We start from the raw sequence: 23,155 nt of genomic DNA, 5'->3' as shown, positions 1-23,155 counted from the left end.
AACGGCGACAACAGACCGGCCACCGGCCAGCTTCCGCCCTCCGGAACAACCTCTGGTGGCACGCCCAGCGACAGCGCTACAGCCAAAGCGGTAGCGCCAGCGATCCCCCGCAGCATCGCGTTTCCCCGATCTCACAGCAACTATTCAGGTGCCGCGGCAGCATGCCGGAGAAAATCGATTGTTTCAAGATCTTGCATAAAGTGGCCCCGGCGTGCCTACCCGCTGGTAACGGCGGACATCGGTGATCAATGTGGTGGCGAAGCGTCCACTCGTGGACGAGGGCTTATGGCGCAAGTCACCGTGCAGACAACGGCTGGGCGGGGTTCAGTCCGGGAGTTCGAAGCGCCTTGCGCGGACGGCGCTCAGCAGCGTCAGCAGGATGCCACCGCCGAGCAGGAACACGCCGCCGACCAGCAGTGGCAGGCCGTCGCCGCCGGTGATCGGGTTCTCGCCCGGGTTGGCGCCGTCGTCGGTCCGCGACGGTGCCGGGGACGGCGAACGCGACGGCGTCCGCGACGGGGTGGCCCGGGACGGGGTCCGGGACGGCCTCGTCGACGGGGAACGTGACGGCGTCCGGGACGGCGACGCCGACGGGGACGGGGTACGGCTGGGTGTCACCGACGGTGACGGGGTGGCGGACACCGACGGCGAAGGGGACGGTGTCGGGGCCGGTACGGTCGGGTCGATCGAGGCCGGCGCGTCGGCCTGTGCCCCACCCGAGTTGTCCGGGGTCGTTCCGTTCGCCCGTACCAGAAAATTGCCGTGGCCTTGCGCGATGTCTTCCGCCGTCAGGTGGTACGGGTCGGACACGCAGGTCATGCTCTCGCCCGGGGCCAGGGTCGTCTTCGGACAGGTGACGCCGACCGGCAGCCCACTCAGGGTGATGTTGTGCAGGGTCACGTTGCCGCTGTTGGTGACGACGATGGTGGACGTGACGTCGTCGCTGGTGCCGAGGATCCCGTCGCCGTCGGTGTCGGCCCATCCGACGGTCTGTGCCGCGCCGACCGCGGGCACCTGCGGCTCGACCGGGGTCTCGGCGGCGGCCGGGCCGGAATCGGTCGGCACCGTGGCGCCCGGTTCGAGCCCGCTGGTCGAGGCGGCGGTGGTGATGATCCGTTTGCTGTCGATGTCGGCCTGGGTGACGATGTACAGCTTCGGGGCGACGCAGGTCATCAGCTCGCCGACGGCCAGGGTGGGTTGCGGGCACGGGATCGCGCCCATCGTCACGTCCGTCACGGTCACCGTCGACATCGTCACGTTGCCGTTGTTGACGACCAGGTAGCGGTAACGGATGCCGTCACCGACCGCGGGCATCCCGCCGGTGGACGCGATGCCGGCCGGGCGCAGCGCCCGCTCCTCGATGGTGGCCGAGATGTCGATGCCCAGGCTGCCGTGCCCGACGACGAGCCGGACGGTGGCCGCGTCGGTGTCGTAGGGGGTGTCGGTGAGCGCGCCGTTGCGGCGGCCGGTCACCGTCGCCGGTTCCCGGATGGCGCGGTCGGCGTCGACGTCGGCCTGGGTGATCCGGTACGAGGACTGGCTGGCGCAGATCATCGAGCCGCCGACCGGCAGGGTCGTGCCGGGGCACTGTGCGGGCCCGACCAGACTGTCGTCGACGGCGATGTTGGTGACCTCGAGGTCGCCGTCGTTGACGACGGTGTACCGGAACGCGACGGTGTCACCGGTCTGCGCGGCCGCCTGATGGTCGGACGGGGTGACCACGGCGACCACGGACAGGTCGAGCGAGTCGGCGGCGACCGCCATCTGCTCGGTGTCGGTGGCCGGGCCGAACGTCTGGTCCGAAGTGGCGCCGGGGGCACGCGCGGTGACCGACGCGCTCTCCACGATCGGCTGGCCGGCTTCGACGTCGGGCTGGGTCACGACGTACGGTGTGCCCGCGTTGCAGGTGGTGGAGGCGCCGGCGGCGAGCGTGGTGGCCAGGCAGTTCGCCGTCCCGGTGCGGACGCCGGTCACGGCGACACCGGTCATCGTGACGTTGCCGGTGTTCCGGACAGTGAACTCGTAGTCCACGATGTCGGCACGGACCAGCTGGTCGCGGTGCGCCCCGGGGGTGACGACGGAATCGGCCACGATGGTCAGTGCGGGCGCGGCCGCGACCACCGGGAAGCTGGCCTGCGGTGCCAGCAGGGCGGTGGCGGCCGGGTCGGACGGGCGTCGCCCGGAGACGGTCACGGTGGTCAGGACCGGGGTGTTGGTGTCGATGTCGCCGGCCGTGACCGTGTACGACGACACGCTGGTGCAGGTCATCGACGCGCCGGGGGCGAGACTGGTGCCCGGGCAGCTCGCGGTGCCCGCGCGGGTGTCGCTGACGGTGAGGTTGGTGATCGTCTGGTTGCCGTTGTTGGTGAGCACCGTCCGGTAGCTGACCGTGTCGCCGGCTTCGGCCGCGGTCTGGTGCCCGGCCGGGGTGACGAGCGCGTCGACGGTCGCGGTCAGTGACGGCGCGCCGGTGGCGACTCCGGTGGAGGCGGTGGCCGGGCCGTACGAGTGTGGCGCTGTCTGCCCGGTCTGCTGGCCGATCACGTAGGCGCTGGAGACGATCGGCTGCCCGGCGTCCACGTCGGACTGGGTCACCGGGTAGAGCGGGGCGCCCGTGCAGGTCAGTGTGCCGAGGGGGCCGATCGAGACGTTGGGGCAGGTCACCGCGCCGATCAGGCTGTCCGTGACGGAGAAGCTGTTCATCGTCACGTTGCCGTTGTTGGTGATCGTGTAGGCGTACGAGATGGTGTCGCCGGCCGCTGCGGCGGTCTGCCGGGCCGGATCGGAGACGGTGGCGGCGCTGCTGATCGTCAGGGACGGCGCCGCGGCGGCGACCGGGGCGCTGGAGGTCCGCGGTCCGAAGATGACGTCGGTGGCCGTGCCGGCCCGGCGTGCGGTGGCCTGGGCGGTGTCGGTGATCGGGAGCCCGGCGTCGAGGTCGCCCTGGGTGATGGTGGCGCCGGTGGCGCCGGTGCAGGTGGTGGTGTCCCCCGGGGCGAGCGTGACGGCCAGGCAGGACGCGGTTCCGGAGAGGTTGCCCGCGACCACGAGGGTGTTCATGGTGACGTTGCCGATGTTCTGCACCGTGAAGGAGAAGGCGATGGCGCTGCCGACGGTGTCACCGGTGGGGGTGGCGGCCGGGGTGAGTTTCAGCAGCGGGTTGGCCGGGGCGACCGGCACGGTGGACTCGAAGGGTCCGTAACCGACCGCGCTGCCGTCGGACGATTTCGCCGCGCTGACGGTGATCCTCGAGGTCACCGGGCCGCCGGTGTCGAGGTCGCTCTGCGTGACGGTGTACGGCCCGCCGCTGGTGCAGGTCATCTGGGCGGCGGCGGCCAGCGAGGTGAACGGGCAGACTGCGGCCAGGTTGGTCAGCGAGTCGGTGAGGCCGATCGAGTTCATCGTCTGGTCGCCGTTGTTGGTGACGACGATGCTGTACGTGATGGTGTTGCCGACCGCCGCGGCATAGCGGTTGCCCACCGGGTTGACCGCGGGCGTGATCGAGACGGTGAGCGATGCGGCCGCCTGGGCGAGCGCGATGGTGGCGCTGCCGGTGGCGTAGGTGGTGTCGGACGTGGCGGCCGGCGCGCGTGCGGTGAGGACGGCGTTGTTGGTGATCGGGTTCGCCGTGATGATGTCGCCGGCCGTGACGGTGTACGGCGAGGCGCTGGCGCACGTCATCGACGCGCCGACGGCCAGCGACGTGAACGGGCATTGGCCTGCTCGGACGTTGCCGGCCACGGCGATCGAGGACATCGTCACGTTGCCGGTGTTGCTGATGTCGAACGTGTAGTCGATCGTGTCGCCGGCCTGCGCCTGACTCTGCCGTATTGCGGGGGTCACGGTCGCGGTGACCAGCATGGTCAGTGCGGGCACGGCGGGGGCGACGCTGACGGTGGCGGTGAACGGGCCGAACGACGGGTTGGCGCCGCCCGGTGTGGTGGCGGTGGCGGAGGCGCTCGCGGTGATCGGCAGGCCGACGTCGATCCGGGCCTGGGTGACCGTGTACGGCATCGCGCTGGTGCAGGTCATCGACGCGCCGACCAGCAGCGACGTGGCCGGGCAGTTGACCGTGCCGGCCAGCGCGTCGGTGAGCCCGATCCCGGTCATCGTCACGTTGCCGTCGTTGACCACGGTGTAGGTGTAGGTGATCGTGTCGCCGACCCGCACGGCGTTCTGGTGCGCGGCGGGCGCCACGGTGGCCACCGACGTGATCGAGAGCGACGGCGAGGCGCCGGCCACCGGCACCGTCACGGTGTTCGAGCCGTAGACGGTGTTGCTGACCGCGCCGGGTCTGCGCCCGGACACCGATGCGGTCGACGCCACGCCGGTCGCCGCATCGACGTCGCTCTGGGTGACGGTGTAGCTGCCGACGGACGTGCACGTGGCGGTGGCGCCGGCCGCGAGCGGGGTGGCCGGGCAGGTGGCGGCGCCCAGCCGGGTGTCGCTGACGACGATGTTCGACATGGTCACGTTGCCGTTGTTGGTGACCGTGTACGAGTACGCGATGGTGTCCCCGGCGCGGACCGCGTTCTGCCTGGCGATCGGGTTGACCGACGGGACGACGGTGACGGCGAGCGCCGGCGCGGCGACGGCGACCGGGACGGACACCGTGAACGGGCCGTAGGAGCCGGTGGCGGCGCCGGGCGCCCGGCCGGTGACGGTGGCGCTGTCAGCGACCGGGGTGCCGGCGTCCACGTCGGACTGGGTGACCCGGTAGGACGAGGAGCTGGTGCAGGTCATCGTCGCGTTCACGGCCAGGGTGGCGGACGGGCAGCTGGCGGTGCCGGTCCTCGTGTCGGTGACGGCGATCGAGGACATCGTGACGTTGCCGTTGTTCGTCACCGCGTACGAATAGCTGATCGTGTCGTTGGGCGCGGCAGCGCTCTGCCGGGCCGGCGGTGTGACGCTGGCGGTGACCACCGCGGTGAGGGATGGTGCGGCCGCGACCACCGGGACGCCTGTGGAGAACGGGCCGAAGGTGCGGGTGGTGTTCGAGCCGGCGAGCCGCCCGCCGACGGTGGCCGAGTCGCGGATCGCCACACCGTCGTCGACGTCGGTCTGCGTCACCACGTAGGGGCTGCTGCTGGTGCACGTCATCGAAGCGCCGACGGCGAGGGTGGCGCCGGGGCAGGTGACCGGACCGCCCTTGGTGTCGGTGACGGTGATCGAGTTGAGGGCCGCGTTGCCGTCGTTGACGACGACGTACGAGTAGGTGACCGTGTCACCGGTCTGTGCCGCGCCGGTGTGCCCGGCCGGGCTGACCGTCGCGGTGACGGTCGCCCGCAGCGACGGCGCGCCGGTGGCGAGTTGCACGGTGACCGGCGCCGGGCCGAAGCTGACCGCGGCCGCGCCGCCGGGCGGGCGGCCGGTGACCGTCGCGTTGTTGTAGACCGGCTGCTGGGCGTCGAAGTCGGCCTGGGTGATCGTGTACGGGACCGGGCTGTTGCACACCATCTGCGCCCCGGCCGCGAGTGTGGTTCCCGGGCAGTCGGCGGTGCCGGTCAGCGCGTCGCGCACCACGAGCTGGTTCATCGTCACGTTGCCGTCGTTGACCACGGTGAACCGGTAGGTGACCGCGTCGCCGGTGACCGCCGCGTTCTGCCGGCTGGACGGAGTGACCGTGGCGACGCCGGTGATCTTCAGGGAGGCGTTGCTCGGGGTGATGGTGACGGCGGTCTGTGCGGTGTTGTTGCCCGACGCCGGGTCGGTGCTGTCGGCTGACACCACCCGGACCACGTTGTTCGGGGTGCCGGCGCTGAGCGCGGTGCCGGTCAGGGTGAGGGTGACCGATCCGCCGGCCGCGAGCGACGGGATCGACCAGCGGCCGGTGCCCGGGTCGTAGCTGCCGGACCCGGTGCCGGAGCTGATCAGCAGACCGGTCTGCGGCTGGACCTGGACGACCACGTTGGCGACGTCGGACGGTCCGGTGTTGCGGGCGGTGACGGTGAACTGCACCGGGTCGGTCGCCACCACGGTCGGGGTGCTGGTCGTCTGGGTCAGGTCGAGGTCGGAGATGTGCGCGACGGTCGCGGTCGTGGTGGCGCTGTCGTTGCCACTGGACGGATCGGCCGAGGTCGCCGACACGGTGACGGTACGGACGAACGAGTTGCCGCTGTAGCTCGCCTTCAGCAGCGTGTCGAAGGTGATGTCCCAGGTCGTCGAGGCGTACATCAACGGTCTGGTGCAGGTGAACAGACCACCGTCGGGGGTGATGCCGTTCAGGTCGGTGGTGCCCTGGAACGTGCAGGAGCCGGTGCTGGTGGTGGCCGTCGGAACGGTCTGCCCGGCCGGGACGGGCCGCTGGACCACGACACCCTCGGCCCGGGTCGGCCCGGCGTTGGTGACCGTGACGACACTGCGGATCCGCTCGCCGGGCACCAGCGTGTTGCCGCCGCGGTCCTGGTTGACCAGGGTCTGCGTCACCGACAGGTCGCCCTTGAGCAGAACCGTGAAGTTGGCTGTCTGCTTGTCGTTCGCAGAGTTGTTGTCGGTGGTGGTGGTGACCACGGTGACCGTCGCGGTGCCGGGGCCGGCCTGCGCGTCGGGGCCGAGGACCACGGTGCCGGACAGCGGGATCGTCACCCCGGGCGGCAGGTGCGGGATGGTGCAGGCGGTGGCGGTGCAGTACGCCGCCATCGGCCCGGTGGTCGGCCGGACGATCGTCACACCCGGTGGCAGCACCGGGATGAACGAGATGTTGTCGGCCATCGACGGGCCGTTGTTCGTCACAGCGAGGGTGTAGGTGGTGCTGTCCCCCGCATAGGCCGTGTAGGTGCCGAGTGTCAGGGCGATCCCGACGTCTGCGATCAGGGCGCCGGCCCCGGTGACGGTGGCGATGTTGTTGTTGACGTCCGGGTCGGGTGTCGCCGCTTTCAGCGAGACCGCGTTGTTGACGACCGGATTCGTGTTGTGCAGCGTCATCGTGATGGTGGCCGTCACCGACGCCCCGGACGCCAGCGAGGCCAGCGCGCATTCGATGGTGCCGGTCGTCGTGGTGGCGCAGGTGCCGCCGGGCAGGGTCGCCTGCGCGTTCGTCGAGCCGACCGGGATCACCTCGGACAGCACGATGGTCCGGGCGGTCGACGGCCCGGCGTTGGTGACCTGCACCGTGTAGGTGATGGTGCTGCCACCTGTCGGGTTCGCCGGCGAATAGCTCATGGTGACGCCGAGGTCGGCGCTGCCGGTCACCGCGTTGCTCACCGACGCCGTGTTGTCCGACTGTTTCGTCTCGTACGTGGCGCTGGTGATCGCCGCGCCGACCGTGTAGGCGGTGCCCGGGGTCTCCCCGGAGGGCACGTTGCCGGTGATCGTCATGGTCCGGCTGGCGGCCGCGGCAAGGCTCGGGTAGTTGCAGGTCGCCTTGGTTCCACTGACCGAACAGGTACCGCCGGTCGAGGCCGCGGTGACCCCGGTCAGCCCGGACGGCACGGTGGCGGTGAGCACCACCGTGGCCGCCGTGCTCGGGCCGGCGTTGTTCGCCGTGACGGTGTAGCTCGCCTGCTGGCCGGCCACGACCGCCGAGCCGGCCAGGGCTGCGGTCACCGACAGGTCGGCGGCCGGGTTGACCGCGATGGTCGAGGTGTTGGAGGTCGAGGTGGGCGAGGTGTTGGTGACCACCTCGGTGTAGGTGGCGGTCGCGTCGTTGGACAGCGCGGAGTTGGCGATCGAGGAACCGACCACCACCTGGTAGGACAGTGTCTGCGACTCACCCGGCGCGAGGGTGCCGCCGACGGAACCGGTGGCGCCGGTGCCGACCCGCAGTTTCACGGTGCCGGTGCCGCTCACGTACTCGCCGACGTCGTCCCCGGCCGCGTCGGTCGGTTTGGTGGTCGTCGTCCCGGTGACCGATTTCAGTGATCCGGCCACGTAGGTGGTGCCGGCCGGCAGCACGTCGGTGATCGCCGACAGGGTGGCCGGGGTACCGCCGTCGTTGCGGGTGGTCACCGAGTAGGTGAGCGTGTCGCCGACGTTCGCGGTGGTGGCGCCGGAGCTGTTGACGACCGACGTGGTGGTGGTCAGGCAGCCCGCCGAACCGAACGACACCGCGTCGAGGAAGTTGCCGATGCTCGGGTCGGTGCTGGCCGACGAGACCGACTTGAACGCGAACCGGGTCTTGGTCTGCCCAGCCGGCACCGTGTACGTGCCGGTGTAGGAGCCCCACGTGGTCTTCGGATCGGCGATGTTCGCGCCCTGCTGCACCAGCGTCCCGGCCGGCGGGCCGATGATCACCGCCATGGTGTCGGTGCCGGTCCGGCCGCGGTGGTTGAGCTGCCAGCGCAGGATGGTCCCGGGAATCGTGTCGAGATCCTGGTACAGCGTCGACACCATGTTGGCGTTGAGCTCGGCGTGCTGGCTGCCGGAAGCAGGTGTCACACCGCCGTAGCCGCGCCACAGCTCGATCATCTTGTCGGTCGCGGTGGTCAGCCAGCCCGGCACCAGCGTCTGCGCCATGATCGACACGCTGCCGGTGGAGATCACCGGCTGTTCGAAGTCACCGTTGGTGAGCGACACCGCCGTCGGGCAGACCGTCTGCGCGGCCACCGCGGGCGTCATCCGGAACGGCAGGACCAGGGACAACGCCAGAATCATCGCGAATGCGGCGATGGTGAAACCGACACGCCTGACTAGCCCACGCACGGACTCCCCCGTTGCTCTGGTGACGCAGGCCGGAAGCCCGGCCCTACCCGGGCCATTGCAGGCTAATACGACATCAAGACCTCAAAAAAGAAATTCCTCATATTTGTACGGCTACCCGCACCCATTCCACCGGATGCAATAGTCAGGCATTTTCCTGGACCATTTCCGTCCCACCGGTTCCCAGCGATCCCGGCTGTAACGAGACGTCAGAGCAGGCACATCAACCGCTGGAACCTCCACCGCACCAGTCCACCGAAATGATCTTCCCGATGGCCGGAAATGCGCGAAACGGCCGGGCGACATGGTCACCCGGCCGTTTCCTGAATACGCCGTCACCGGCCGAACGCCTCCGCTTCGAACCGGCCGCACACCCTCGCGCCGTTACGCGGCGAACGCCTCCGCTTCGAACCGGCCGCACACCCTCGCGCCGTTACGCGGCGAACGCCTTCGCTTCGAGCAGGCCGACCGAGCTCGTGCCGGAGGCGCGCAGCACGAACCGCAACCGGGTGGTGGTCACCGGGGTGAACGTCACCGTGTTGTAGGTGTTCGCGGCCCGCGCGTACCCGCTGGCCTTCGGCACGTCGGCGTAGGCGGTCCCGGTCCAGTACTGGAGCCGCCACGAGGCAGGCAGGCGCACCCCGTTGCCGTCGTCGAAGAAGTAGGCCTGCGCCCGGCCGACCGTGACGGCGGACGGCCATTGGAGTTCGGCCCACTGGCGGCCGCTCTGCGGCCACGTTCCCCAGCGTCGATTGACGGTGTCGTTGGACGTCGCGGGCTCGATGCCGTCGTTGATCGCCGCGACCGACTCCCAGGCCGAGGTGTAGGAGGCGGACGCGGTGGCCGTGCCGGCAAGGTTGCCGCTGTCGCTTCCGCCGCCGCTGCCGTTTCCGCTGCCGTCTCCGCTACCGTTTCCGCCGCCGCTTTCCGTGGAGCCGGACGGTGCGGGCACCGTCGTCGTCGGAGCGACCGTCGCCGGTGTGGTCGGCGCGGCAGTCGTCGGGGTCGCCGACGGCTCGGTGGTCGCGACGTCCTGGATCGCCAGATCGGCGCTGGCGAACGCGGTGAACGACGGATTGACGTCGGTCTCGCCGGCCCCGCCGTCACACTTGCGGTCCGGGTTGAACAGCAGATACGTGCCGGACGAGCAGGCGAACGCGATCTCCGCGTCACCACCGACCACGACGTTGCCGGACAGGTTCGCGCCGTCCTGGATGAGTGCGTTGTCCTTGACGACCGCGTTGCCCCCGACGGTGCCGCCGTTGACCCAGCCCAGGCCTTCGATCCGGGCGTTGCCGGTGACGGTTCCGCCCATGACGGCGGCCTTCGGCCCGACGTAGGCGGTCGACGCGACAGTCGCATTGCCGGCCACCCAGCCACCACCGTTGGAGTGCCAGCGCCCGCCGTTGGTGGCGGCCGGCTTGACGTAGCCCGGCTCGAACCCGGACGGCGTCGCCCCCTCCACCCGGAACTCGTAGGGATAGCGGCGAGCCTTGGTGTACCCGTCGAGGAACCCGTAGTGCGGAACCGCGTTCGGCGTGCCGGTGACGACCAGCCACACCTCACTCTCACCGGACTGGAGCTGGAAGTCGATCTGCCCATCCGTGCCGGACTTCAACGTGGAGTACCGCGGGACGCCGCCCTTGACCGCGACCAGCCCGAACGTCCACCCGGTGGCCCCGGTCTCGGCATGTCCCTTCAACCGCAGCCGGACCAGCCCACCATCCGTGGACGGCACCAGCTTGATCTTGTTGAACCCGTAGTCGGACGGCGCCACCCTCGGGTTGATCTGGTAGTGGCCTTGACTTGAGTTGACTGGATCAACATTGCCGCCGTTGTACGCATTGAGGAACCCGGCGCCCCATACATTGTTGATGAACGGCATCAATGTTGACCGGTTGCCGAAGTCGTACGTGACGGTCCGGGTGGCGTACTCGCCGAGCCGACGGTTCAGTTCGGCCTGGTCGATGCCGGCGATCCGCCGGTACACCTCGAGCGGGTGCTCGGTGTTGCGGGCCTCGTTCCAGATGCGGTTGAACATCTCCAGACCGTCGCGGTCCTTGATGTACTGCGCCAGCATCCAGTTGCCGTAGTGGTGCCGGCTGGAGCTGTAGTACAGGTTCTCCGAACGCAACCACCTGGTCAGGTCACCGGCCGCCGTCGTCGGCAAGGTCTGCATGGCCATGAACTCCGCACTGGTCTCCCAGAACGTGCCGGCCGACTGATCGGTGAACCCGTAGCCGCTCCGGCCGAGGAACGTGTAGTTCTGGAAGACGTGAGCCAGCTCGTGCGCAAGGCCCCACGAGCCGGGCAGGGCCGCGCCGGGCGCGATGTTGATGACACCGACCCGGCCGTCGACCGAGCCGCCGGTCGCCCAGGCGTTGAGTTCGGTGCGGTTCCAGGTGTTCGTGACGATCACGATGATCTTGTGTTCGGCGAGCAGCCCGGTCTCCGGCGTGAACTTCATCGTGTTCACGTAGAAGCTGTACAGGTTCTCCAGCTGGCTGAGCACATTGTCCGGATCGAACTTGTACGGGTCACTGGCGGACGCCGGGTCGGTGCCGGACTTCTCACCCCAGAGCAGGATGAAGTTGTTCGACTCCTTGGTCCGCTCGGCGGTCCACGGGACCTCACCGGTCCGGGTCCACGATTCGGGGATGTAGACGGTCTTGGTGGCAGCCGAGGCGCGGGACATGATCTGGGGGACGAGCCCCACGCCTGCGAGAAGCACGAATGCACACGCGATGACGAACCACAGCTGACGCCGTGATCGCGCTTGGGGAATCGGCATGACCCGGGACCCTAGACCAACTTTGGAAACGCTCCCAAATCTCCTGAACACCCTCTTTGAGCAGCCTTTACGCAGCCTTAAGCGGGCGTGACGCAGGTCACCGGTGAGGTTGACCCGAGGTCAGGGTGCACGCTCCTGGCACGGCGCTGACGCCGCTTCAGAGAGGAAACGAAACCATGTCCCAGGCACTCCGGCCGGAACTTCAGCAGGCCGTCGAGGACGTCGTCGCCTCCGGATTTCTCGGGGCCGCGTTGCGCGTACAGAATGAAGAGGGTGAACAGGAAGGCGCCGCCGGGCTGGCCCGGATCGGAGACCTCGCCGCACCGCCTGCCGACGGCCGTTTCCGGATCGGCAGCAACACCAAGACGTTCGCCGCGGCGCTGGCCCTGGGCCTGGCCGCCGAAGGCGTGCTGGATCTCGACGGCCCGGTCGCCGAACATCTCTCCGGCCGGAACCTGGACCGGCGGATCACCGCGCGGATGCTGCTGCAGCACACCAGCGGGCTGTTCAACTTCACCGGCGAACTGGGCGCGGACGGCGGCTACCTGCCGGGCATCCCGGCGCCCGGCACACCGAAGGGCGGCGAGTGGCTCGACGACAGGTTCCGGACCTACCGGCCGGACGAGCTGATCGCGGTATCGCTGGCCCGGCCGCCACGGTTCGAGCCGGGCACCTCCTGGAGCTACTCCAACACCAACTACGTGCTGCTCCGGCTGCTCGTCGAGCAGGTCACCGGCCGCCCGTTCGCCGGCGAGATGCGGCGCCTGGTCCTCGACCCGCTCGGCCTGTCCGGCACGATGACCCCGGAATCCGCGAGCGAACTGCCCGAGCCGCACGCCCACGCCTACTACCGGCACGGCCCGGAGACGATCGACGTCACCTGCCACGATCCGTCGTGGATCTCCACCGGCGGTGACATGATCTCCACGAACCGGGACCTGACGGCGTTCCTCTCCGGGTTGCTCGGCGGCCGGTTGCTGCCCGCTGCCCTGCTGGCCGAGATGTGCACGCCGCATCCGACCGGCATCCCGGGAATGGGCTACGGCCTGGGGGTTTTTGTGCAGGAGACGAAAGGCGGACCGGTCATCACCCACAACGGCGGCATCGCCGGATACGCGACGCTGATGTACGGCGCCCCCGGCGGCGGCACCGTCATGGCCGCGTCGCTGACCTGTGTGGACGACTCCCGCCTGTCGATCGCGCCGGCGTTCCTCAACGCGCAGCGGCGGCTGGTGGGCGAGGTCTTCGGATGAGCGGGGTCACCATCGGGCAGGCGGCGGCGTTCATCCGGGTCACCGTTAAGACGGTGCGGCACTATCACCGGATCGGCCTGGTCCGGGAACCGGCACGGGACGCCTCCGGCTACCGGCGGTACGGCTCGGACGACCTGTTACGGCTGGTACGGGTACGAACGCTGGCCGCCGCCGGAGTGCCGCTGGCCGAGATCGGGCCGATGCTCAACGCCGACCCCGAAGGTTTCGCCGGCGCTGTGACCGGTGTCGAGCAGCGCCTCACCGCCCAGATCGCCGAACTGACCGCACGCCGTGACACCCTGCGCCACCTCGCCGACGGCGACCGGGCCCTGCTGTCCGAACGCGCCGCCGAACTGCTGGAACGGATGCCCGCCCTCGGCTTCCCGGCCGCCGAGGTGACCGCGCTACGGGAGGGCTGGGTGCTGGCGAAAGCCCTGGTCCCGGAAGGTTTCGACGACTATCTGATGGACGTCGCGCACGCCCTGGAGGATCCCCGGTTCGTCGCGCTGATCAGGCGCGGCGCCGAGGCCGCAGACTGGCCGCCCGACGACCCGCGGCTGGACGGACTGGCCGCCGAGATGGTCGGGCACTACCTGGCGAACCCGGCGCATCTGCGCACCCTGACCGGCCTCCAGGCGCGCACCGACGCCGCGGACCGCTACCGGCTGATCGCCCGCTACGGCGAGACGCCGGGCTCGACCGCGTCGCGGCTGACCACGCTGGTGGAGACCAGGCTGCGGGCGGCCGGGATCCGGGTGAACTCCGGCTCGGCCTCGGGCCGGCCGAAGTGGTGACCCGGCAACAGCCGGTACCCGATCCGGGTCCATCGGACGTCCCGGCCCTCGGCTGCGGAAATTGGGAGGCGGTGCCGAACCTCACCGCCTAGGGTCGGCGACATGAGGACAACCAGCGCATCCCCCGCCCTGTTCGCCGCTGGAGAGGTCTTCCGTGTTCTTCTCGAACCCCGTCAACCCGTTCCCCGCCGGTAACGGCGCCACCCCCGCCGCCGACGTCAGGCGGTTCATCCTCCAGGAGTTCCGGCCGCTGCGGCCGGTCGTGATGATCGCCGTGCTCACCACGATCCTGTGCGCCTCCATCGAGGTCTGGCTGATCGGGTACGCCGGCCGGCTCGTCGACCTGCTCGCCGCCACCGACCCGGCCGCCCTCTGGGCCGACCGCGGCACCGAACTGCTGACGGTCGCCGCGTTCGTGCTGCTGGTCCGGCCGGCGCTGATGCTGCTCGGCCAGGTGCTCGACGACATCACGTTCCGGGCCAACGCGCGGCCGCTGGCCCGCTGGCGCGCCCACCGCTACGTGTCCCGGCAGTCGGTCGGCTGGTTCCGCGACGACCTGGCCGGCCGGATCGCCACCTGGGTCCGCGACGGCGGGGACGCGGCCGCCACCGCTGCCTACTCGGTGATCCACACGCTGGTGTACGTCACCGCCTACATCGCCGGCTCGGTGTGGGTGATGTCCGCGATCGACGTGCGGCTGCTCGTGCCCCTGTGTGCCTGGATCGTCGCGTACATCCTGCTCATGGGTTTGATCGTGCCTCGTTTCCGGCGTGCGTCGGAGAACCTGCAGGCCGCCGAGTCGGCGCTGACCGGCCTGCTCGTCGACTCCTACGCCAACGTCGACACGCTCGCCCTGCTCGGCGGCGCGGACGCCCGCACCGAACACGACCGGCGGGTGTTCGCCGAGGCCAGGCAGGCTCACCTGCGGTTGCAGCGGGTCGAGGTGACGATCAACAGCAGCATGATGGCGCTCGGCAGCGCGCTGCTCGTCGGCCTGGTCGGTTACGGCATCGTGCTGTGGCGCTCGGAGGCCGCCCCGCTCGGCCTGGTCGCCGCCGCGCTGGCGCTCAGCTTCCGGATCACCTCGATGGCCGAATGGCTCCTCGACGCGGTCTCGTCCCTTTTCGGCGCCGCCGGCGCCCTTCGGCAGGCGTTGCGCACGGTCGCCCAGCCACTCACGGTCGCCGACAAATCAACTGCCACCCCTTTGGCGGTACGGGCCGGAGCGATCAGTTTCCAGCAGGTCAGCCATCACTACGGGCGTGGCGCGGGCGGACTCGACCGGCTCGATCTGGCCATCGCCGCCGGGGAACGGGTGGGTCTGGTCGGCCGTTCCGGGGCCGGCAAGTCCACGCTGGTCGGGTTGCTGCTGCGGTTCCACGATCCGGAGTCGGGCACGATCACCATCGACGGGACCGATGTCACCGACGTCACCCAGGACAGCCTGCGGGAGCAGATCGCCATGGTCGCGCAGGAGGCGACCCTGCTGCACCGGTCGGTGCGGGAGAACATCGCCGGCCCCGGCCACGCCGATGACCAGCGGATCTCGCTGGCGCTGGCCCGCGCCTCGGCCGGGTTCGTCGGGGCGCTGCGGGACGCGGACGGGCGTACCGGCCTGGACGCGCACGTCGGCGAACGCGGGGTCCGCCTCTCCGGCGGTCAGCGGCAGCGGATCGCGCTGGCCCGGGCGTTCTACCGGGACGCCCCGATCCTGGTCCTCGACGAGGCCACGTCGGCGCTGGACTCGGAGTCGGAGGCGGCCATCCACGACACGCTCGGCGCGGTGATGGCCGGACGGACCGTCATCGCGATCGCCCACCGCCTGTCGACGATCGCCGGCATGGACCGGATCGTGGTCCTCGACGACGGCCGGATCGCCGAACAGGGCACCCACGCGTCGTTGCTGGAACTCGGCGGCCTCTACGCCGACCTGTGGTCCCGGCAGTCCGGCGGTTTCCTGGGCTCCCTCGCCCCCGCCGCCACTTCTCCCGCAGACCCAACCCTCCTTCCCACCGAACCGCACCCCTCCCCCACCGAGCCACATGCCACCCCCACCGGACCGAATCCCTCTCTCACCGAGCCGAATCCCTCCCCCGCCGGGCCGCATCCTTCCCCCACCGCGCCGCATCCCTCCCCCACCGCGCCGCATGCCACCCCCGCCGGGCCGCATCCCTCCCCCACCGCGCCACATCCCCTCCCCGCCAGGCCGCATCCTTGAGCGGCTGGTGCGGTGTCCACCAACCTTCTGGTCGCTCATGCTGGAGCTAGGCCCAGCCAACCTGCCCGCTTACGTCCCGATCTTGCACGTTCCTCCACTTTCGCGGCAACCTTGCACGTTTCTCCACCTTCGCAGTGATCTTGCACGTTTCTTCATGTCTGGGCCTGGTTTATCGTGCAAGGTCTGCCGCGCCGGGGAGACCTTGCAGCTTTCTTCCCGTTGGGACGTGGAAAGGGCTGCAAGATCGGTGCGAGGGTGGAAGTTCGTGCAAGATCCGCGAGCGGGCACACCGACCGAATCGACGCCGGCCCGGACGCGGCCGTCACGCCCGAGGCGAGCCGCAGTGGACACGCGCCAGCCGCCTGCATCAGGAGTGGTACTGGGGGTACACCTATCAGCAGGGTCTCCCTGCGCGGCCGCGCCCGTGATGCCCTGGCTCCATGAACCGTTCGTCTTCGGAGGCCGTCATCGCTACCGTCAACGCCATCGCCGCGCCCTCGGCAATCGAGCCGCTCGTTCGCACCACCATCGAGCGGCGTGCCGTCGGGCCACGTGATGTTCTGATCGAGATTCGTTACGCCGGCATTTGCCACTCCGACATCCACACCGTGCGCGGCGAGTGGGGCAGGGTGCCATACCCGCTGACCGTCGGTCACGAGATCGTCGGCCAGGTCACCGAGGTCGGCGCCGAGGTCACCCGGCACAGCGTCGGCGACCGGGTCGGCGTCGGCTGCATGGTCAACTCGTGCCGCGTGTGCGACAACTGCAAGGCCGGCCAGGAGCAGTACTGCCTGAACGGCAACGTCGGCACCTACGGCGGGAGCGACCGGGACGGCACGATCACCCAGGGCGGCTACTCGACCCACATCGTCGTCGACGAGGATTTCGTGCTCCGCGTGCCGGAGGCCATCCCGTATGAGACGGCCGCCCCACTGCTCTGCGCCGGCATCACCACGTATTCGCCGCTGGCCCATTGGAAGGCCGGCCCGGGCCGCAACGTGGCCGTCGTCGGCATGGGCGGCCTCGGCCACATGGCCGTGAAGATCGCGGCCGCGATGGGCGCCGAGGTGACGGTCCTGTCGCAGACCCTGAGCAAGAAGGACGACGGCCTCGCTTTCGGCGCCAAGCACTACTACGCCACCAGCGACCCGGCCACCTTCAAGACGCTGTCGAACTCCTTCGACCTGATCATCAACACCGTGAGCGCCCCGATCGACATGGCGTCCTACCTGCGCCTGCTCCGCCTGGACGGCACGCTGGTCGCTGTGGGAGCCCCGCCGGAGCCGCTGCCGGTCCAGGTGTTCGCCCTGTTCGGAGCACGTCGTTCGTTCGCCGGTTCCAGCATCGGTGGCATCGCCGAAACCCAGGAGATGCTGGACTTCTGCGCCGAACACGGAATCTCCGCCCAAGTCGAAGTGATCAACGCGGCCGACGTCAACGAGGCCTACGACCGAGTCCTGAAATCCGATGTCCGCTACCGCTTCGTCATCGACATCAACACACTCCACTGACCTACCACCCGACCACCCCGGCCGGACCCGCAACCCAAGGTCCGGCCGCCCGTCCGGCGGCCCGCGGTCGGCCTGTCTGTGCGGTGAACCGGGCCTCCACCGCCCTCGCCGCAGCCGTATGTCGAACGGCCCGGGCCGCGGCACTCCGGTCTGCCGTGGGCCGGGCGGGTCAGCGTTCGATCATCTGCATCTGGGCCTCGTTGTGGTGACCGCCCTCGGCAGGGGTGAGAGCGTCGAGCGTCGCGACCTGGGTCGCGGTGAGTTCGACGGTGGCCGCGGCGGTGTTCTCCTCCACGCGGGACACCCGCTTCGTGCCCGGGATCGGGACGATGTCGTCGCCCCTCGTCAGCAGCCAGGCCAGCGCCACCTGAGCCGGTGTGGCGGCGACCTGGTCGGCGATCTCCTGCACCTGGTCGGCGAGCCGGAGGTTGCGCAGGAAGTTCTCCCCGGTGAAACGAGGATTGTTCTTCCGGAAATCGCTGTCGTCGAGGGCCTCGACATCCGCCGGTGTCCGCAGTGAGCCGGTGAGGAACCCGTGTCCCAGTGGCGAATACGCCACCAGACCGATACCCAGCTCCCGCAGGACCGGGAGGATCTCCTCCTGATCGCGGGTCCACAGCGAATACTCCGACTGGAGCGCCGTGATCGGATGCACGGCGTGTGCCCGGCGGATCGTGCCGACCCACGCCTCGGACAGGCCGATGTGGCGGATCTTCCCCTCCCGCACCAGGTCGGCGAGGGCTCCGACAGTGTCCTCGATCGGCGTCGCCGGGTCGACCCGATGCTGGTAGTAGAGGTCGATGTAGTCGGTGCCGAGACGTTTCAGTGACCCGTCGACGGCGATCCGGATGTTGGCCGGGCTGCTGTCCAGACTCCACGGACCGCGGCCGCCGTGTGAGACCAGACCGAACTTGGTGGCCAGCACGACCTGGTCACGCCGCCCCTGAAGGGCCCGGCCGACCAGTTCCTCGTTGAGGTAGGGGCCGTAGATCTCCGCGGTGTCGATGAGAGTGACACCCAGGTCGATCGCCCGGTGGATCGTCCGGATCGATTCGGCGTCGTCGCTGCCGGCGCCGGTGTAGCCGTGCGACATCCCCATGGCGCCCAGACCGATCCGGGCGACCTCCAGGCTGCCGAGCTTCGCGTTGTGCATGTCGTCTACTCCTGTCGGATGAGCCACCCCACGAACTGTCGGGTGAGCCACCCCACGAAACCCAGGGCGGTCAGGCCTCGGGGATCGTGAGGCTGAAGGTCTTGAGGCTGATGTCGGCCGGCTCGGGCCCGCCGCGCTTGCCGGTGTCGAGCGCGTCGAGGACGGCGAGCTCCTTCTCCGTGAGCGTGAAGTCGAAAACGGCGAAGTTCTCCGCGATGCGCTGCGGGTTCGTCGACTTCGGGATGGCCGAGCGGCCCTGTTGCAGGTGCCAGCGCAGCATCACCTGCGCCGGGGACCTGCCGTGGGCTGCGGCGATCTCGCCGATCGCCGGGTCGTCGAGGGTGCTGCGGTGGCCGCTGTCGCGGTAGAAGGTGATGCCGCCGATGGGCGCCCATGCCTGGGTGACGATGCCGTGCTCGGCTCCGAGAGCCTGCACCTCGGGCTGGGTGAAGTAAGGGTGGACCTCGATCTGGTTGACGGCGGGCACGACGGTCACCGAGTCGAGCAGGGCCGTCAGGTGGTCGACCATGAAGTTGCTGACCCCGATGGCGCGGACCCGGCCGTCGGCGAGCAGGGTCTCCAGGGCGCGGTAGGCGTCGAGCGTCCGGGTGAACTCCGACGGCAGGGCCTGATGCAGGATCAGCAGGTCGATCTGGTCGACACCGAGCTTGCCGGCGCTCTTGTCGAAGGAGTGCAGCGTCTCCTCGTACCCATAGTCGTTGATCCAGATCTTGGTCTCCAGGAAGACCTCGGCGCGGGACAGCCCCGACGCGCGGAAGGCCTCGCCGACGCCGCGCTCGTTGCGGTAGGCGGCAGCGGTGTCGATGTGGCGGTAGCCAGTCCGGAAAGCCGTCGCGACAGCGGCGCTCGTCTCCGCCGGTGGGGTCTGGAAGACGCCGAATCCGAGAGCGGGCATGGTCACGCCGTTGTTGAGAGTGAGCTGCGGGACGGTCATGAGGGGTCCTCTCCGGATCGGGGAAGCAGGCGCAGCGTGACCGGCTCGGCCTGCGCGCCGACGACGGAGCCGACGATGGCTGCCCCGTAACGGTCGTATTTGGCGTGGTAGGCGGCGTCGATCGCGGCGTGCACATCGTCGCCCGGCCTGGTGAAGACGACATCCCGCTCCAGGCCGGCGGCCCGGATGCGCCCGGCGCCGCTGCGGACCGCGCGGGCGAACCAGCCGTTGCCGGGGCCGCGGGCCGACCTGACGAACAGGTCGTCTCCGGCACGGACGACCCAGATCGTCACGTAGGGACGCAGTGTGCCGTCAGGACGCAGGGAGGCGAGCCGGAGCTCCTCGGCCCGGCCGATCGCCGTGAGGTCGCCGGGCGGCCATGGGGTTGCGGTGGTAGCGGACATGCGACCAGGAAAGCGCGGATTTCATCGGTCAGGGAGGCTCTGTTGATAGGGGTAAAAGCAGGGCCACCCTCCGGGTCTGCGGGCGGCCTAACCTCGGGTCATGGGCATGGACAACCGTAGCGAGGTCCGGGCGTTCCTCACCTCACGCCGGGCGAAGATCAGTCCGGAGCGAGCGGGCATTCCGGCGTATGGCGGCCGCCGCGTCGCCGGGCTGCGCCGTGGCGAGGTCGCGGCCCTGGCCGGGGTCAGCGTGGAGTATTACATCCGGCTGGAGCGAGGCAATCTCACCGGAGTCTCCGACAGCGTGCTCGATGCCGTGTCACGCGCACTCCAGCTCGACGAGACCGAGACCGCCCACCTGCGCCATCTGGCCCGCGCCGCCGGGCCACAGCCGGCCCGGCCACGCAGTCGCCGTGCGGGCTCGCCGGAGGTCCGGCCCGCGGTGCGGCGGCTGCTCGACGCGATGACCGGGATGCCGGCGATTCTGCGTGACTTCCGGTTCGACATCGTGGCGGCCAATCCGCTCGGCCAGGCGTTGTATGCGCCGATGTTCGCCGGTGCGCCGACGCTGCCGGTCAACACCATGCGGTTCACCTTTCTGGATCCGCAGGCGCAGGCGTTCTATCCCGACTGGGCGCTGATGGCACGCTCTGCGGTCGGCGCTCTGCACATGGCTGCCGCGCAGCACCCGACGGATCAGCAGCTGATGAATCTGATCGGTGAGCTGTCCATGCGTAGCGACAGTTTCCGCACCTGGTGGGCCGCGCAGGATGTGTTCGTGCACCGGCACGGGGTCAAACGCTTCCGGCATCCGGGCGTCGGCGAGCTGGAGCTCACCTACGAGGGCCTGGAGCTCTCCGGCGAGCGTGATCTGACGATCGTCACCTACTCCGCCGAGCCGGGCACGCCGTCCGGTGACGGCCTGCGTCTGCTGGCCACCTGGGCGGCGACGCAGGAGGCAACCGCGAGCTGAGCACGAGCTCGGTGCGTGATCAGGTGAGTTCGAGGGTCCAGGTCTGCCCCACCAGGTGGTGGCCGAAGCTGTGGTGGGGGTCTTCGTCGACCAGCACGAATCCGTATGACTGATAGATCTTGCGAGCGGAGGTGAGGATGTCGTTGGTCCACAGGGTGACCGTTCGGTAGCCGGCCTCGCGGGCGAAACGCAGGCATTCGTCGACCAGCCGGGTGCCGAGGCCGAGGCCGCGGGCCGCGGGGGTGACGAGCAGGATGCGGAGCCTGGCCACGGCCGGGTCGTCGCCGGACACCAGGAAGATGCTGCCAGCCCGGGTTCCGTCGACGTCGGCGATCCAGGCGGCTTCGCGGATCGGGTCGTGGTCGGTGGCGTAGTCGGCGACGATGCGGGCAACCAGAGCTTCGAAGTCGGTGTTCCAGCCGAACTGTTCGTCGTAGATCTCGCCGTGCGCCATCACGACCCAGCCGAGGTCGCCGGGGCGGTCGGCGCGGCGGATGACCACGCCGGGTTGCTTCGTTGTCGTCATGTGCCCCTCCGAGGTCTACTGAAACGACTGTTTCAGTGAACTGTAGGCTAACCACATGAGCGAGCAAACGGCCAGCCCATCCGCCCGGCAGGTGGAGCTTCTGGAGGCGGCCTACCGGTATGCGCTCGAACACGGCCTCGCCGATCTGTCGCTGCGCCCGCTGGCGGCGGCGATCGGTTCCAGTCCGCGGGTGCTCATGTTCCTCTTCGGCAACAAGGACGGTCTGGTCAAGGCGCTTCTGGCCCGCGCCCGAACCGACGAGCTAGCGGTCCTCGACGCGCTCGACGAGCCGGGCGGTCCGGGACCGGACGGGCTGGGGCCGGACGGTCCGGGACCGGACGGGCTGGGGCCGGACGGTCCGGGACCGGACGGGCTGGTTGCGGCAGCGGAACAGGTCTGGGCCTGGCTGGGCGAACCCCGGCACCGGCCGTTGCTCCGGCTCTGGACGGAGGCGTACGCCCGGTCGCTGATCGAACCGGACGGAGCCTGGGCCGGCTTCGCCGCGGCGACCGTGAGTGACTGGCTGGGGCTGCTCGCCTCGCGCCAGCCGGAGGCGGAGCGGGTTACCGCCGGCGGTGTGGCGCGGCGGACGGCGGTCCTTGCCGTACTTCGCGGGTGCCTGCTCGACCTGCTGGCCACGGGCGACCAGGACCGCGTTGACGCCGCCCTCCATCTCCAGCTCGGCCTGATCAGAACGGGCCCGTGAGCAGCACCGCCGAGATCCCCAGCTCGGCCTCATCAGAACGGGCCCGTGAGCAGCACCGCCGAGATCCCCAGCTCGGCCTCATCAGAACGGGCCCGTGAGCAGCACCGCCGAGTCGGTCGGTTGCCGCATCCGAAGAGGGCAACCGAGGCCGGGACCCGCTGAGATCGGAAGCTGCTGAAGTCGAGGACTGCGGAAACGGTCCAATATCGATTCGACGGCCGGGCCGACTTCTGGGACAGTGGCGCGCACCATGACGAACTTCGAGCTTCTGACGGCCGCGGACGTGCAGCTCATGCAGGGTCTGGCGCAGCGCGTCACCGCGACGAATCCGGAGATGGTCAACGCCGAGGCGACCTACGGCGAACTGGCCTGGAACTGGGGCAAGAGCCATGCGGCGCACGGTTCGACCTGGCCGAGGCGGCTGTGGTTCGCGGGTGGCCGGCTGGTGGCGTGGGCCTGGGCGCAGCTCCCCCATCGGGTGCTCCGCAGCGACGGCCAATGGAAGGACGTCACCAACGCGAATCTGGTCTACCTGGTCCACCCGGATCACGCCGACCTGATCGACGAGGTCATCGGCTGGTACGACCGGATCGCCGCCGACGTGGAGCGCACGGTCGTCCCGACGGCGTCGGACGGGTTCGCCGTGAAGCAATGGGCGGCTCACGGCTACGAGACCGACCCGGTGTCGCTCGGTGACACCGGGTTCTGGACCCAGCTCAACCAGCGCGACCTCACCGATGTCGAGGAACCGGTGCTGCCGGCCGGGTTCCGTTTCCGCACCGCTGACGAGGCCGGCCCGGCGGCGGCGGTTCGTGCGCATGTTGACGCGTGGGCGCCGTCGACGTACTCGGCCGAGGCCTACCAGGGTGTCCGGCAGACCGCCGGGTACCGCGGCGACCTGCATCTGCTGGTCGAGGCGCCGGACGGGACGATGGCCGCCTCGACGATCATGTGGCTGGACGAGGTGAACCGTACCGCGGAGTTCGAGCCGGTCGGCACTCATCCGGACTTCCGGCGGCTGGGGCTGGCGCGGGCGATGATGCTGCACGGCATGCGGCGGGTCCGGGCGCTGAAGGCTTCGCACGTCACGGTCGCCTGCCTGGGCGCGCCGGGCCACCCGCGGGCCCGCGGCCTCTACTACGGTCTCGGTTTCCGGGAGATCTCCCGGGACGCCCCACTGATCAACTCCAGGCACAACGAACGGGAACCAGACTGAGCGGGCCCGGAGTCAGGC

General features: G+C 69.8%; 13 protein-coding genes. 7 read left to right on the top strand and 6 right to left on the bottom strand.

The window, feature by feature from the left end; all coding sequences use genetic code 11:
• Positions 1 to 324: 324 nt before the first annotated feature.
• A complete protein-coding gene (locus AB0E94_RS16325) occupies positions 325 to 8,640 on the bottom strand; it encodes a hypothetical protein (RefSeq protein WP_360326848.1) in 8,316 nt (2,771 codons plus the stop codon).
• Between the two features lie 430 nt (positions 8,641 to 9,070).
• The gene (locus AB0E94_RS16320; protein ID WP_360326846.1) at positions 9,071 to 11,428 is read right to left on the bottom strand and encodes a DUF6055 domain-containing protein; all 2,358 of its coding nucleotides are present in this window, start codon (positions 11,426 to 11,428) and stop codon (positions 9,071 to 9,073) included.
• Between the two features lie 176 nt (positions 11,429 to 11,604).
• Between AB0E94_RS16320 and AB0E94_RS16315 the strand changes: the two genes are divergently transcribed.
• From AB0E94_RS16315 to AB0E94_RS16300, 4 genes are all read left to right on the top strand, one after another.
• Positions 11,605 to 12,681, top strand: a complete 1,077-nt coding sequence (locus AB0E94_RS16315; RefSeq protein WP_360326844.1) for a serine hydrolase domain-containing protein — start codon at positions 11,605 to 11,607, stop codon at positions 12,679 to 12,681.
• Complete coding sequence (locus tag AB0E94_RS16310; RefSeq protein WP_360326843.1) at positions 12,678 to 13,475, top strand: MerR family transcriptional regulator; 798 nt, start codon at positions 12,678 to 12,680, stop codon at positions 13,473 to 13,475. Before AB0E94_RS16315 ends, AB0E94_RS16310 begins: the two co-directional genes overlap by 4 nt.
• A gap of 154 nt (positions 13,476 to 13,629) precedes the next feature.
• Entirely contained in the window at positions 13,630 to 15,693 is a 2,064-nt protein-coding gene (locus AB0E94_RS16305) for an ATP-binding cassette domain-containing protein (RefSeq protein WP_360326841.1), read from the top strand.
• A gap of 467 nt (positions 15,694 to 16,160) precedes the next feature.
• Positions 16,161 to 17,204: an NAD(P)-dependent alcohol dehydrogenase gene (locus AB0E94_RS16300; RefSeq protein WP_360326888.1), complete on the top strand. Its 1,044-nt coding sequence runs from the start codon at positions 16,161 to 16,163 to the stop codon at positions 17,202 to 17,204.
• Between the two features lie 169 nt (positions 17,205 to 17,373).
• Here AB0E94_RS16300 and AB0E94_RS16295 read toward each other — a convergent pair whose 3' ends face one another.
• From AB0E94_RS16295 to AB0E94_RS16285, 3 genes are all read right to left on the bottom strand, one after another.
• Positions 17,374 to 18,357: an aldo/keto reductase gene (locus tag AB0E94_RS16295; RefSeq protein WP_360326840.1), complete on the bottom strand. Its 984-nt coding sequence runs from the start codon at positions 18,355 to 18,357 to the stop codon at positions 17,374 to 17,376.
• A gap of 70 nt (positions 18,358 to 18,427) precedes the next feature.
• Positions 18,428 to 19,312, bottom strand: a complete 885-nt coding sequence (locus AB0E94_RS16290; protein ID WP_360326839.1) for an aldo/keto reductase — start codon at positions 19,310 to 19,312, stop codon at positions 18,428 to 18,430.
• Positions 19,309 to 19,716, bottom strand: coding sequence for a DUF2255 family protein (locus AB0E94_RS16285; RefSeq protein ID WP_360326838.1), 408 nt, complete (start codon positions 19,714 to 19,716; stop codon positions 19,309 to 19,311). Before AB0E94_RS16285 ends, AB0E94_RS16290 begins: the two co-directional genes overlap by 4 nt.
• A 100-nt stretch (positions 19,717 to 19,816) precedes the next feature.
• Between AB0E94_RS16285 and AB0E94_RS16280 the strand changes: the two genes are divergently transcribed.
• Complete coding sequence (locus AB0E94_RS16280) at positions 19,817 to 20,689, top strand: helix-turn-helix transcriptional regulator (protein ID WP_360326836.1); 873 nt, start codon at positions 19,817 to 19,819, stop codon at positions 20,687 to 20,689.
• Positions 20,690 to 20,708: 19 nt separating this feature from the next.
• Here the strand turns inward: AB0E94_RS16280 and AB0E94_RS16275 are convergent, their stop codons facing one another.
• Positions 20,709 to 21,215 carry a GNAT family N-acetyltransferase gene (locus tag AB0E94_RS16275; RefSeq protein WP_360326835.1) on the bottom strand — a complete coding sequence of 169 codons (507 nt, stop codon included), beginning with the start codon at positions 21,213 to 21,215 and terminating at the stop codon, positions 20,709 to 20,711.
• A 55-nt stretch (positions 21,216 to 21,270) separates the two neighbouring features.
• On the opposite strand from AB0E94_RS16275, the gene AB0E94_RS16270 reads away from it, so the two are divergent.
• Positions 21,271 to 21,921 (top strand): TetR/AcrR family transcriptional regulator, encoded by a 651-nt coding sequence (locus AB0E94_RS16270; RefSeq protein ID WP_360326833.1) that lies wholly within the window; start codon positions 21,271 to 21,273, stop codon positions 21,919 to 21,921.
• 250 nt (positions 21,922 to 22,171) lie between these two features.
• The gene (locus AB0E94_RS16265) at positions 22,172 to 23,137 is read left to right on the top strand and encodes a GNAT family N-acetyltransferase (protein ID WP_360326832.1); all 966 of its coding nucleotides are present in this window, start codon (positions 22,172 to 22,174) and stop codon (positions 23,135 to 23,137) included.
• The last annotated feature ends 18 nt before the right edge of the window (positions 23,138 to 23,155 follow it).

The organism is Actinoplanes sp. NPDC026670, from assembly GCF_040638175.1.
Taxonomy (GTDB): Bacteria; Actinomycetota; Actinomycetes; order Mycobacteriales; family Micromonosporaceae; genus Actinoplanes.
This window is presented reverse-complemented; position numbering and strand designations above follow the sequence as displayed.